This window comes from Rhizobium sp. P1_C7 (assembly GCF_056406295.1).
The window spans coordinates 26,094-39,652 of sequence record NZ_JBFUAL010000018.1; the positions used below are offsets into that span (position 1 = coordinate 26,094).

Sequence of the window (13,559 nt, forward strand, 5' to 3'; positions counted from 1 at the left end):
CCAAAAACAACAACGGCCGCCGCCGATTTTGCCATGGGGGACCGACATGGATTGGCTCTGGAAATTTCCTTCGATGAACGACGATACGCTGCGCGCCCTGAAGAAGAGCGTTGACGAAGGCTTTCGCGCATTCACGCGCGGCTATGGCGGTAGTATCGAGACGTTGTTCAGCCCGCTGCAAAGCTTTCTGATCTGGGCCGAGCGCCTGCTGACAGGCGCGCCTTGGCCGCTGGTCATCGCCATCATCGGCCTGATCGCCTGGTTTGCAACCCGCAGCTGGCGGATCGTGGTCGGCTGTATGGTGACGCTGCTTCTCATCGGCTATTTCGACATGTGGGAAGACACGATGAAGACCGTCTCGATGATCTTCGTCTGCACGGTACTGTCGATTGCGATCGGCATTCCGATCGGCATCGCCATGTCTCGCTCGGACCGGCTGCAAAGTACGGTCAACCCTGTGCTCGACGTCATGCAGACGATGCCGAGCTTCGTCTACCTCATTCCCGTCGTCATGCTCCTGGGTATCGGTCGCGTCCCGGGCGTCATCGCGGTCGTGATCTACGCCTTGCCGCCAATGATACGGCTCACAAACCTCGGAATCCGCATGGTCGACCGGGATGTGCTGGAGGCTGCCGACGCCTACGGCTCTTCAAGCTGGCAGAAACTGAGAAACGTTCAGCTTCCTCTGGCGTTGCCGACGATCATGGCAGGCATCAACCAGACCATCATGATGGCGCTTGCCATGGTGGTGATCGCCTCGATGATCGGCGTACAAGGTCTGGGTCAACCGGTACTGAAGGCGATCGCCAATCAGTATTTCACACTCGGCGTCTTCAATGGTCTCGCCATCGTCGGCATCGCCATCATCTTCGACCGCATCAGCCAGGCCTATGGACTGCGGCTGCAGAAGCACCGGGAGGTCATCCATGGGTAGCCAATCGATCGAGATCCGCCATCTCTACAAGATCTTCGGGCCAAGGGGCCACGATTTCGTCGAGCCTGTGATGAAGGGGATGTCGAAGACCGACCTCAACCGCGAACACGGCCATGTCCTCGGGCTGAAGGATATCAACATTACGATACCGGGCGGCGCTATCACCGTCATCATGGGCTTGTCGGGTTCCGGAAAGTCCACCCTTATCAGGCACATCAACCGACTTATTGATCCGACGTCTGGGGAAGTGCTCTACGGAGCAGTCGATGTCTGCCGGATGGACCGGGAGCAACTGCGCCAGTTCCGGCAGCAGAAGACAGCCATGGTGTTCCAGAAGTTCGGCCTTCTGCCTCACCGCAACGTGCTGCAGAACACCGTCTATGGCCTCGAAATCCAGGGCGTTGCAAAGGGCGAGCGTGAGGAGCGGGCGCAGCACTGGATCAGGCGCGTTGGCCTCGATGGCTTCGCCGCCCATTATCCCAACCAGCTATCGGGCGGCATGCAGCAGCGTGTCGGCCTTGCCCGCGCGTTGACAAACGACGCTGAAATTCTGCTCATGGACGAAGCCTATTCGGCACTTGATCCCCTGATCCGCGTCGACATGCAGACAGTATTGCTCGACCTGCAAAAGGAGCTGAAGAAGACGGTCGTCTTCATTACCCACGACCTCGATGAGGCGCTGCGGCTCGGTGACCGCATTGCCATCCTCAGGGACGGAGAAGTCATCCAGCAGGGAACGCCTGCCGACATCGTTCTCAAGCCCGCGGACGACTATATTGCCGCCTTCGTCAAGGAGGTTAATCGCGGTCGGGTCATCCAGGTCGAAGCGGTCATGAGCGCTCAGAAGAATGGGGCGGCCAAACAGGGGTTGCGTATTCCCATGGGCATGTGCGTTGAAGCCGCATTGCGGGAGATGTCGATTGGCAATGTGGCTGCGGCCACAGTCATTTCCAGCGATGGAGCCGACGTCGGACGCGTGACCACGGACGACCTGATCCGCTGTCTGGTCGGCGAGGAGGCCTTGCCAAAAGAGCAGCGACCCGATCCATCGGCCGCCGCAGCCCTTTCAGCAATTCCTTGAGGAGAGGCGGGGGCTATTCAATGTTTACGTCCGTCAGGTTTAAAGATGCGACCATTAATTTAATGCGCACGACAACAAAAGCCGCGTATGCCACGAGGTGTTGTGATCGGGATGAAAACGCGGCTGGATGTGCGAAAACCTGAGACGCTGCAAGCGAAATTCGAAGCACGATGCCTTATTCTTTTTGCAAAGCGCGCCGATATGAGAGCCCCACGCCTTTGCGCCTTGACGTGCTGAACGAAGGTATCGCGCACAATCACGCTTTCGCGTCCGAGGGTTCGAAGCCGGAAAAATGTAGAAAGGTTCTCTTTGCCACCCGGTTGGTGGCTGCCTCTTCACGCAATCCTCAAGGGCCTCAAAAACGGGATAGAAATCAAAACCTGGTCGAAATGCAGCAGGGCGCTGACGTGGATCGCCGGTCGTCTGCAGCTGCAAAGCGGGGCTCCAGATCGGGACGGGAAGGTCGGCGACACGCGTCCATGTGTGATATCGCTCTGGTCGAAACAACGCAGGAGTTAAGCATTTTGAAATAGATGCTCAGCTTTTCTAAACCCCTATGAGAGCGTGCGATTGCGGCGCGCGGACGCCGGTCTCGACACTGCGTTGGCGGGCATTGGCGACATTCGAGGTGTCATTCCCGACGATGGATGCGTCCTCGCTTGTCCCGATTGTCAGCAGGCGCAAAGCACCGATTGCAGCCACTTTGCGTGTGATCTCGCGCTCTGTTATGCATTTAACTGCCGGCCAAACGAAACAGAAGTGAAAGTCCTCGCGCCATGTTCCTGAGCGATCGCCAAACTGACATAGTCGATATGGCCAAGACGAATGGCCGCGTATTCGTCGAGGAGCTGGCGACCCATTTCTCCGTGACACCACAGACCATCCGCAAGGATCTGAACGATCTTTGCGACGCGCAGATCCTGACCCGTGTGCATGGTGGCGCGACTTTCCCCAGCGGCACGGAGAACGTAAAATACGAGGCGCGCCGCCAGATCGCAGCCGGTGAAAAACAGGCGATCGGCGTTGCTGCCGCGAGCCTCATTCCCAACAATGCCTCGCTGTTCATCAATATCGGCACGACGACAGAGGCGGTCGGGGAGGCTCTCGCCAACCATCACGAGCTGATGGTGATCACCAACAACATCAACGTCGCCAACAGATTGAGACTTCTGCCGGCGATCGAGGTCGTCATTGCAGGCGGGGTCGTGCGCTCCTCAGATGGGGGCATCGTGGGGGAGGCGGCCGTCGATTTCATCAGGCAGTTCAAAGTCGATTATGCAGTGATCGGGGCCTCGGCAATCGATGAGGACGGTGCCTTGCTTGACTACGATTTCCGCGAAGTGAAAGTCGCGCAGGCCATTATCGCCAACGCCCGGCATGTCATACTGGTCGCTGATTCCACCAAGTTCGAGCGCACCGCCCCGGTCAGGATCGGGCAGCTGTCGCAGGTACACACATTCATCACCGACCGGTGCGTCACGCAGTCGATCCGGCAGCTCTGTCAGGAAAGCGATGTCAGATTGATCGAGACCAACGAGAAAAGCGGCTGACGATTGGCACTTCAATTCGCTCCGCAGTTGCGGTAGTTTTCCGCCATGAGCCTGGAAACCGTCCGCGCATTTTTAAATGCATCCGCCCCCGACATCGAGATTATTGAAACCGCCGAAAGCTCCTCGACGGTCGCACTGGCTGCAGAAGCGCATGGTGTCGATCCCGCACAGATTGCCAAGACCATCTGCTTGCGGGTCGGCGATGAACCGATGCTGGTCGTTGCCGGTGGCCTGGCGCGGCTCGACAACAGGAAGTTCAAGGATACGTTCGGTTCAAAAGGCCGCATGCTTGGACCTGACGAAGTGGTCGAGGTGACAGGCCATCCCGTCGGCGGCGTCTGCCCTTTCGGGCTTCCGTCGCCTCTGCCCATCTATTGCGACGTCTCGTTGAGGCGGTTCGACGTGGTCGTGCCTGCCGCCGGGTCGACCAATTCGGCCGTGCGCATATCGACAGAACGACTGGTGGAATTGACCAACGCAACATGGGTCGATGTCTGCCAATGAAGCCAGGTGCTTCAAACGCGGAAAAAGTCCCCTATATAGGGGACTGACATCCGTTGATTACCCATAGGAGAGCTTGATGCCCAGTGCCGTTTCGCGTTTCGCCAAGGTTGCAGCGATTGCCGCCCTGACGGGCGTCACTGTGTTTGCCTCGATCGGCGAGGCCGACGCGCGGCGTGCCGGAGGCTTCGGTTTCGGCAGCCGAGGAACACGCACATTTCAGGCGCCGCCGGTCACCCGCACGGCGCCGGCGCCGGCTGCTCCGATTGAGCGCTCGATGACGCCCAAACCGCAAACCAATGCACCCTATGCCGGCCAGCAGCCCGTTGGCACACAGCGTCCGGGCGGCCTCTTCGGCGGCTTCGGCCGATCGATGATCGGTGGGCTCGTCGCCGGTGGTCTGCTTGGGATGCTGCTTGGCCACGGGTTCGGCGGCGGCTTCGGTTTCCTCGGCATGCTCTTGCAGTTCGCACTGATCGCAATGGCGATTTCCTTTGCAGTGCGCTACTTCGCCAACAGGCGGCAGCCCTCCTATGGCGCAACTGCCACAGGTGGTGCTCACTCAATGGCGTCAAACGGAAATTCGTCGGGTCAAGCCGGAGCGTCGTCGTTCCGGATCCCGTCGATCGGTTCTGCTGCCGGCTTTGGAGCACAACAGTCGCAGAAGCCGAAAGACGAACTCGGGTTGAAACAGCGAGATCTCGACAGCTTTGAGTCGCTGCTGACCGACGTCCAGACTGCCTACGGGCGCGAGGACTACGGCACGCTGCGTCGCCTGACGACGCCCGAAGCGATGTCCTATCTCGCCGAAGAGCTTGGCGAGAATGCCACCAAGGGGGTTCGCAACCAGGTGACGGATGTGAAGCTTCTTCAGGGAGACATCGCCGAATCGTGGCGGGAAGACGGCGCGGACTATGCCACGCTTGCCATGCGCTACTCTTCGATCGATTCGATGGTCGAACGGACGGGCGGTCGGCTGGTCAGCGGCGACAACCGCGAGCCGACCGAAACGACGGAGGTCTGGACCTTCGTGCGCCAGCCCGGCACCGACTGGAAGCTTGCAGCCATCCAAGGCACGGAGCAACGCGCCGCGTAATCTGCGGCGCTGATCCTAGACTTCCTGGGCTGCGGCCGGCACGACCCACAACGGCCGGTCGTCGCGCTTCGATGAGACAGCAGGCGGGGCTTCTCCTTGGGGGATGAGGCCCTCCTCAGTCTCATGCATATCGACTTCGTAAGCGTAGTCGTAGATCATCTCGCAGGCGCGCTCGTTCGCCTTGATCTTTGCCTCCGTCTCGCTGATCGCACTGGCGATTGCCTTGATCCGGGCGCGCAGCATGGATCCGAGAATGTCGGTCGACGGCCGCTTCTCCAGCCGTTCCAGGTGATGCTCGATACGCGCGGAATGACGCTCAAGCTCGCGTTTGCTGAAGCGGGATTTGCGCATTTCCTCCGAAAGGTCGGAACGCATGCGGGCCAGCGGATCGAAGGTACCGGGCTCGCGCTCATCAAGTGTGAGCTCGTTGACCAGTTTCTCAATCACGATCAGGGCCTGGAGATCGACCGGATCAGCAAGCTCGACATCATAACCCGTATCGTCGAAGACCCTCCTGCGCACGGGATCCAGCAGCAACTCATAGGCTTTCCGGACGCGGCTGAACGCATCCGGAGCGCCACCGGAATCGGGATGGGTCGTCTTGGCGCGTCGCCGATAGGCAGACTTGATCTGGTCGTCGCTCGCGTCCCGCCGGACACCGAGAATCTCGTAAGGATTGGTCACCGTCCCTCCGCTGTTGTCGGACATCGTCGTGACACCCGTGAAGGGCATTCGTTCATCAACGTCTTCCTTCTACCATCACTGCGGCAGAGTTTGGACAAAAAGAATGCGTTACTCACCGTTCACGACGAGCAGATCGAGACCTCTCTGGTCGCGGTGGCCATGCACGATCAAAATAGTACGTGTCCTGCCGCCTGCTTAATCGATATAATAGGAATGCTTGCGTTGACGCATTTCGTCAAATCGAGTTCTATCCGCCACCTTCCCGGGCCGGCGCTGCCGGTCACGGGATCCTGGAGGAGGGTTTCATGCGTGTTATCAGATCGATAGCAGACCTGCGCGATCATCTTGCGACGTTTCGACGCAACGGGAAGACCATCGGGTTGGTGCCGACGATGGGCTTCCTGCACGTCGGTCACATGGAACTGGTTGCGCGTGCCGCGGCAGAAAACGACGTGAGCGTCGTATCGATCTTCGTCAATCCGCTGCAGTTCGGCGCCAACGAGGATCTGGCAAGATACCCTCGCGATTTCGAACGCGATCGCGCCCTTCTTGATCAGGCAGGTGTGGACGTCCTCTTCGCGCCCGAAGTGACCGACATGTATCCGCACCCGATGCAGACGGTCATTGATGTACCTATCCTCGGCAACCAGCTTGAGGGTGCGGTGCGGCCGGGACACTTCGCCGGCGTTGCGACCGTTGTCACCAAGCTCTTCAATCTCGTTCAGCCGGATACCGCCTATTTCGGCGAGAAGGACTACCAGCAGGTCGCTTTGATCAAGCGGATGGTGGACGATCTAGCGCAGCCCGTCAGGGTCGTGGCCGTACCGACGGTGCGCGAGGCCGACGGTCTCGCATGCTCGTCGCGCAACGTCTATCTCAGCGACAAGGAACGGGCAGCCGCGGTGATCGTTCCGAAGGCGCTTGCGGAGGCAGAGCGGCTTTACGCCGACGGCTTCGACGATGCCGCAGCGCTCGAGGCTGCCCTGACCCGGTTCATTGAAGCCGAGCCGCTGGCGACAGCCGAAGTGGTTGCCGTCAGGCATCCGGAAACCCTTGACGTCATGACGTCCCTGCAATCTGGCCCTGTTCTTGTCGCCCTTTTCGTCCGGATCGGGACGACCCGGCTTCTCGACAACCGCGTCATCGGTCTCAGACGCTCCATGCAACCGAGGGCGGCATAATGAGCGCTCAGGGCAAGCAGAAGCGGCTGACGACAACCGCCATCCGGTCGATGAAAGGCAAAGAACGGGTCGTGTGCCTGACGGCCTATACGACACCGATTGCGCGATTGCTCGATCCCCACTGTGATCTGCTTTTGGTTGGCGATTCGCTCGGCATGGTGCTCTACGGGATGGAGACCACGGTCGGTGTCACACTCGACATGATGGTGGCACACGGGCGCGCGGTGATGCGAGGAGCGTCGCACGCCTGCGTCATCGTCGATCTGCCGTTCGGGAGCTACCAGGAATCCAAGGAGCACGCCTTCCGAAGTGCCGTCCGTGTCCTGCAGGAGAGCGGATGCGATGGCATAAAGCTTGAGGGAGGCGAGGAAATGGCGGAGACGATCGCTTTCCTGACAGCCCGGGGCGTTCCTGTGTTCGGCCATGTCGGCCTGATGCCGCAACTGGTCAACACGGCTGGCGGGTTCCGGTCGCTCGGTCACTCGAGCCAGGAGGCTGACAAGATCCGTCGTGATGCCGCAGCGGTAGCCGAGGCCGGTGCCTTTGCGATCGTTGTCGAAGGCACGGTCGAACCGCTTGCGCGCGAGATCACCGCCTCGGTCGCGGTCCCCACGATCGGTATCGGTGCGTCGCCAGCCTGCGACGGCCAGGTTCTGGTGTCCGACGACATGCTCGGACTTTTCAACGACTTCAAGCCGCGGTTCGTCAAGCGGTTTGCAGATCTCAGCCCGCTCGTTTCAAAAGCGGCTGAAAGCTATGCCGAGGAGGTGCGCGCAGGGCGCTTCCCAGGCGAAGAGCATACATTTCAGGTCAGGCGCTAGCTGGCTTCGGCGCCCGCGAACCGGGCAGCAGAAAATCCCAGGGCCACGGGTCGCCTGCGTGTCAGGTTGGTTTACCAACCGGCAACGAGGCTTGCGGGGTGACTATATTGTCGTCCGGACAAATTGCCTCCGTCCGAAATCGCTCTACATCCTTGATTTGCCTAGCATGCCCCGCATCGCCCCAGTTTCTTTGAGACCGGTGGACGACAAGGGTTGTTTCGACGCTTGCAGACGATGAGATGAACTTGCAATTTCATTGCCGGAGGGATGAGCACAAACTTTGCGGTCATTGTCCGTATTTTCAACGTCATGCAGAATTTTCTTCACGCCGGCAGGGATCATGCCCCGCTGGCGTTCCGTCAGTCTTGGGATTCGGGGAACTCCTGGCATGTGCAGCAAGACAATCGCCCTGTTCCTCCTATGCTTTGCCCTGACCTCTTGCCAGAAGGAGGAGCATCAGGTCGCCGAACTGGAAGTTCCGGTGCGTGCCATCCATGTCGCGTTCACCGACTATCGCTTCAGCATCAAGCTGACGGGCGAGATCGTTGCTCACATACAATCCAACCTGTCGTTTCGGGTCGGTGGCAAGGTGACGGAATGGACCGCAGATGTCGGATCGCACGTCAAGGCCGGTCAAGTCATCGCACGCGTTGATCCGAGGCAACAAAAAGCCGATGTCGAGGCCGCCGAGGCCGCCGTTGTTGCTGCGCAGGCCGATCTTGCCCAGGCCTCGGCCGAATTTGAAAGACGCAAGACTTTGCTCGCGAGCGGCTCGGCCACCCGTGAGGCCTATGATCAGGCGGCAACGGCGCTACAGACATCACAGGGATCACTGGACAATGCCAAGTCCCAGTTGGGAACGGCCAAGGACGCCCTTGGCTACACCGAACTTCGCGTCGACGCCGACGGCATCATAACAGCCCGCAACGTTGAGGAAGGGCAGGTCGTGCAGGCGGCTCAGACAGCGTTTACGCTTGCCCAGGACGGTCCCAGGGATGCGGTTTTCTATATTTACGAGGGATTGCTTCAAACCAAGCAGGCAGCGCCGCGGATCGAGATCGCGCTGGTCAGCGATCCGACGATCAAGACCTACGGAAAGATCACCGAAGTATCTCCGACCGTCGATACTGCGAGCGGCACCGTGCGCGTGAAAATTACACTGGACGATACCCCACCGAAAATGACGCTCGGTGTGCCCGTCACGGGCTCTGCACAGTCGGAGCCTGCGCAGATGATCGTCTTGCCGTGGACGGCACTTTCTTCGGTTACCAACAAGCCCGCGGTATGGATTGTCGACCAAGGGGATGCAACCGTCAGTCTCAAACCGGTGGAGATCGCAAACTATGAAACCGGGAGGGTTGTCATATCTGGAGGTCTTTCCCCCGGCGACACGGTCGTTGTCGACGGCGGGAAAATGCTTCGCCCGGGACAGAAAGTGCGTCTCGAAGGAGAACAGGGCTGATGACCGGATCCTATTGCCTGACGATCGCGCTTTTCGCCGCGCTCGGTTGTCTGTCGGCCTGCAGCGACAAGAAAGACGAGGTTGGTCCTCCGATCCGTCCGGTTTTTTCAAGCGTCATCGAACTGGTTCCTCTGCCGGCGCCGAGCTTTGCCGGGACCGTTTCACCGAAAACCGAAACACCGCTCGGCTTCCGTGTCGCCGGGTTGATGGTCGCGCGCGATGTCAATACCGGCGATATCGTGACGAGAGGGCAGCGCCTCGCGGCGCTTGATCCGACGTCGCTGCAACTGGCCGTCGGGTCTGCACAAGCCCAGCTTGCCAATGCCAAGGCGCAGCTTGCCAACGCAACATCGGTTGAACAACGGGCCAGATCCACCTTCCAATCCGGGACGGCGACGAAGTCCAATCTGGAAAGCAGCGTGCAGGCAACGCAGAACGCCCAGTCGGCCGTGGTCCAGGCACAAGCCGCTCTCGACAAGGCAAACCAGGATCTGTCCTACGCCGAGATACTGGCCACCTTTGACGGCGTGGTCACAGCCACCTCGCTCGAGGTGGGGCAAGTGGTTTCGGCGGGCGAGGCCGTTGTCACCGTAGCGCGTCCGGAGGAACGGGATGCCGTCGTCGACATACCCGAGGGCGCATTGGTGCCGGCGATCGGCGCGCCCTTTTCTGTTCTTCTGCAGATCGACCCTGCGATCAGGGCCGCTGGCAAGGTACGGGAGGTGGCACCGACCGCCGATGCAGCGACGCGAACGCGCCGGATCAAGATCGCGCTGCAGGCTCCGCCGGATGCGTTTCGTATCGGCACCACGATCACGGCAGTCCAGGACGCGGGAACGGTGGAGAAGCTGTTTTTGCCGAACACGGCGCTCTTGGAGCGGGACGGCAAGACCCTGATCTGGATCCTCGACAAAAATGGTGGCGCGGTCCGGTCTCAGGAAATCGAGACCCGTCAGCTTGGCGCCGGACGCGTCGAGGTCCTGTCGGGCCTAGAACCCGGAACGCGCGTCGTCCTTGCGGGTGTGCACAGTCTCAAAGAGGGTCAGACCGTGACGATAGAAGGTGGTGCGCGCTCATGAAGGCATTCAATCTTTCGGACTGGGCGCTCGAACATCGCTCGATGATCTGGTATTTCATGATTGTCTTTGCCCTGCTTGGCGTATTTTCCTACCTGAACCTCGGGCGCGAGGAAGATCCGAACTTCACCATCAAGACAATGACGATTTCCGCCCAGTGGCCCGGCGCTTCGGCGGAGGAGACCACGCGCCAGGTGACGGAGCGCATCGAGCGGAAGCTCGAAGAGCTGGATGCCCTCGATTACACCAACAGCATCACGACACCCGGCCAGACGCTCGTCTTTGTCTATCTGAAGGATACGACCAAGGCCCGCGACGTGCCGGCAATCTGGCTGACCGTCAGAAACATGATCGGTGACATCAGCGCCCAGTTTCCATCCGGGGTCCTCGCTCCAACCTTCAACGACCGCTTCGGCGACGTGTTCGGGAACATCTACGCCTTTACCTCGGACGGGTTTTCACAACGCCAACTGCGCGATTACGTCGAGACCGTGCGCCGCGACATTCTGACGGTTCCCAACGTCGGCAAGGTCGACCTTGTCGGCGCGCAGGACGAGGTCATCTTCCTCGAATTCTCGACACGGCAGCTTGCCGCTCTCGGGATCAGTCAGGCCGATGTGCTGGATACGCTCCAGTCGCAGAACGCAATCGCCCCTTCGGGGGTTCTGCAGGCAGAGGGCGAAAGGGTCAGTCTGCGGGTGAGCGGTCAGTTCACCTCGGAAGACAGCCTGAGAGGCGTCAATCTGCAGGTCAATAATCGCTTCTTCCGATTGAGCGACATTGCCAAGATCAGTCGAGGTTACACGGACCCGCCGACCTCGCTGTTCCGCTTCAACGGGCAACCTGCAATCGCGCTTGCCATTGGCATGAAACAGGGTGCGAACCTCCTGGACTTCGGCAAGGCATTGCAGGTGGAGCTGCGCAAGGTCGTGGCCACGCTCCCCGTCGGTATCGAACCGCATCTGGTGTCGGATCAGCCCCGCATCGTCGAGGAGGCCGTGTCTGGGTTCACCAGGGCGCTGTTCGAGGCGGTCGTGATCGTACTGATCGTGAGCTTTGTCAGCCTCGGCATGCGCGCGGGGCTGGTGGTCGCTCTTTCGATACCTCTGACGCTCGCCATCACCTTCGTATTCATGGAGTATGATGGCATTTCCCTGCAGCGTATTTCGCTTGGCGCTCTGATCATAGCACTGGGGCTTCTGGTCGATGATGCGATGATCGCGGTCGAAATGATGGTGGCGCGATTGGAAGCCGGCGATCCCCTGACGAAGGCTGCGACCTACGTCTATTCGCATACGGCCTTCCCGATGCTGACCGGAACTCTCGTCACCGTGGCAAGCTTCATGCCGGTTGGACTGAACAGCAGTGCTGCCGGTGAATTTACCTTCTCTCTCTTCGTCGTGATCGCCGTCTCGCTGATCGTGTCATGGATCGTCGCTGTCGTCTTTGCACCGCTTTTGGGGGTGACGATCCTGCCCAGGGCGATGAAGCAGCACCACGAAACCACGGGGTGGTTCGCAAGATCGTTTGCCGCATTGCTTGATCTTTGCATGCGGTTCAGATGGATCACGATTGCACTCACCGTGTTTGCCTTCGCAGCCTCCGTTTACGGCATGCGCTTTGTCCAGGAGCAGTTCTTTCCCTCGTCCGACCGATTGGAGCTGATCGTCGATTTCCAGCTTCCGAACAACGCGTCCATCAGCGAGACCGACCGGCAAATGGCGAAGTTCGAGGAGGACAAGCTCCAGGGCAATGCCGACATCGAGCGGTGGTCGACCTATGTCGGGCAGGGAGCACAGCGCTTTGTCCTGTCGTTCGACGTGCAGCCCCCGGCAGCGTCTTTCGGACAGATCGTGATCGTCACCAAAAGCCTGGAGGTGCGCGACAGGCTGCGTGGCGATCTCCAGGACTATCTCACCAAGACGTTCGTTGGCACCGACGCCTATGTCAAACTCCTCGACATTGGGCCGCCAGTTGGACGGCCGGTGCAATACCGCATCAGCGGCCCCGACATAGAACAGGTGCGGCAGTTCGCTCTCGAGCTCGGAGGCGTTCTCGGCAAGAACCGGTCGCTGGGCGACATCGTCTATGACTGGAACGAACCGGCCCGTGTCGTGAAGGTCGACGTGCTTCAAGACAAGGCCCGGCAACTGGGTGTTACATCCGAAGATATCGCATCGGCTTTGAACGGTATCGTCGGCGGCGCCTCCGTGACACAGGTGCGCGATGACATATACTTGATCAACGTACTGGCGCGCGCGCAGGAAACAGAACGGCGTTCGATCGAGACGCTGCGCGACCTGCAGCTGCGCACCAGCAATGGAAATTCGGTTCCTTTGGCGGCGATTGCACACTTCCGCTACGAGACCGAACCGCCGAAGATCTGGCGCAGAGACCGTTTACCGACAATCACCATCAAGGCGGGTGTCATCGACAGCAAGCAGCCTGCCACCGTCGTCAATGAGCTTGCAGCTGATGTCGAGGCATTTTCGTCGAGGCTGCCTGCAAGGTTCGGCGTCGAGGTCGGTGGAACTGTCGAGCAAAGCGCAAAGAGCCAGGCGCCGATCGTCGCAGTCGTTCCGATGATGCTCTTTGCGATGGCGACGATCCTGATGATCCAGCTGCAAAGCTTCTCGCGGCTGTTTCTGGTGTTTGCTGTCGCCCCGCTGGCTTTGATCGGCGTGGTGATTGCGCTTCTGTCGAGCGGCGCGCCGATGGGGTTTGTGGCAATTCTCGGCGTTCTCGCGCTGATCGGGATCCTGATCCGAAATTCGGTTATTCTCGTAGTCCAGATCGAGGAGCTGCGGCACGAGGGACGGCATCCCTGGGATGCAGTGCGGGAAGCGACCCAGCACCGAATGCGGCCGATTCTGCTGACTGCGGCTGCGGCGAGCCTTGCGCTCATCCCGATTTCGCGCGAAGTGTTTTGGGGACCGATGGCCTACGCAATGATGGGGGGCATTGTCGTTGGGACCGTGCTGACGCTGTTGTTCCTGCCGGCACTTTACCTTGCCTGGTTCAGGATCAAACGTCCGACAGACGACGAGGTCACAAGCGACACGGTTACGGAATAACCTGTTCGGGGTTCTTCCGCGACATCAATGAATGCACCCGGCGGTAGTCTTTTGGTACCTCTCATCATAGCAAGCATGGTCAGAACCAGGGCGTCCTTC

The 13,559-nt window shown here is 59.8% G+C and carries 11 protein-coding genes; 10 read left to right on the plus strand and 1 reads right to left on the minus strand.

All coding sequences use genetic code 11. From position 1 onward, the window contains the following. The first annotated feature begins 46 nt into the window (after positions 1–46). The 5 genes from AC1D2R_RS23415 to AC1D2R_RS23435 all read left to right on the plus strand — a co-directional run bounded on the left by AC1D2R_RS23415 (position 47) and on the right by AC1D2R_RS23435 (position 5,162). Positions 47–934, plus strand: coding sequence for an ABC transporter permease (locus tag AC1D2R_RS23415; RefSeq protein ID WP_477970983.1), 888 nt, complete (start codon positions 47–49; stop codon positions 932–934). After that, positions 927–2,015 carry a quaternary amine ABC transporter ATP-binding protein gene (locus AC1D2R_RS23420; RefSeq protein ID WP_477970985.1) on the plus strand — a complete coding sequence of 363 codons (1,089 nt, stop codon included), beginning with the start codon at positions 927–929 and terminating at the stop codon, positions 2,013–2,015. Before AC1D2R_RS23415 ends, AC1D2R_RS23420 begins: the two co-directional genes overlap by 8 nt. 776 nt (positions 2,016–2,791) lie before the next feature. Next, a complete protein-coding gene (locus AC1D2R_RS23425; protein WP_477970986.1) occupies positions 2,792–3,565 on the plus strand; it encodes a DeoR/GlpR family DNA-binding transcription regulator in 774 nt (257 codons plus the stop codon). A gap of 45 nt (positions 3,566–3,610) precedes the next feature. Then, positions 3,611–4,069: a YbaK/EbsC family protein gene (locus tag AC1D2R_RS23430; protein WP_477970988.1), complete on the plus strand. Its 459-nt coding sequence runs from the start codon at positions 3,611–3,613 to the stop codon at positions 4,067–4,069. Positions 4,070–4,145: 76 nt separating this feature from the next. Next, complete coding sequence (locus AC1D2R_RS23435; RefSeq protein ID WP_477970990.1) at positions 4,146–5,162, plus strand: Tim44 domain-containing protein; 1,017 nt, start codon at positions 4,146–4,148, stop codon at positions 5,160–5,162. Between the two features lie 15 nt (positions 5,163–5,177). Here the strand turns inward: AC1D2R_RS23435 and AC1D2R_RS23440 are convergent, their stop codons facing one another. Continuing rightward, positions 5,178–5,846: a J domain-containing protein gene (locus AC1D2R_RS23440; protein WP_477971186.1), complete on the minus strand. Its 669-nt coding sequence runs from the start codon at positions 5,844–5,846 to the stop codon at positions 5,178–5,180. A gap of 305 nt (positions 5,847–6,151) precedes the next feature. On the opposite strand from AC1D2R_RS23440, the gene panC reads away from it, so the two are divergent. From panC to AC1D2R_RS23465, 5 genes are all read left to right on the plus strand, one after another. Further along, positions 6,152–7,027, plus strand: a complete 876-nt coding sequence (gene panC, locus AC1D2R_RS23445; RefSeq protein ID WP_477970992.1) for a pantoate--beta-alanine ligase — start codon at positions 6,152–6,154, stop codon at positions 7,025–7,027. Beyond that, positions 7,027–7,848: a 3-methyl-2-oxobutanoate hydroxymethyltransferase gene (panB, locus tag AC1D2R_RS23450; protein WP_477970994.1), complete on the plus strand. Its 822-nt coding sequence runs from the start codon at positions 7,027–7,029 to the stop codon at positions 7,846–7,848. Before panC ends, panB begins: the two co-directional genes overlap by 1 nt. Before the next feature lie 388 nt (positions 7,849–8,236). Continuing rightward, complete coding sequence (locus tag AC1D2R_RS23455) at positions 8,237–9,310, plus strand: efflux RND transporter periplasmic adaptor subunit (RefSeq protein WP_477970996.1); 1,074 nt, start codon at positions 8,237–8,239, stop codon at positions 9,308–9,310. After that, positions 9,310–10,389 (plus strand): efflux RND transporter periplasmic adaptor subunit, encoded by a 1,080-nt coding sequence (locus tag AC1D2R_RS23460; RefSeq protein WP_477970998.1) that lies wholly within the window; start codon positions 9,310–9,312, stop codon positions 10,387–10,389. Before AC1D2R_RS23455 ends, AC1D2R_RS23460 begins: the two co-directional genes overlap by 1 nt. After that, the gene (locus AC1D2R_RS23465) at positions 10,386–13,460 is read left to right on the plus strand and encodes an efflux RND transporter permease subunit (protein ID WP_477971000.1); all 3,075 of its coding nucleotides are present in this window, start codon (positions 10,386–10,388) and stop codon (positions 13,458–13,460) included. The genes AC1D2R_RS23460 and AC1D2R_RS23465 overlap by 4 nt, the downstream gene beginning before the upstream one ends. Positions 13,461–13,559: the final 99 nt, after the last annotated feature.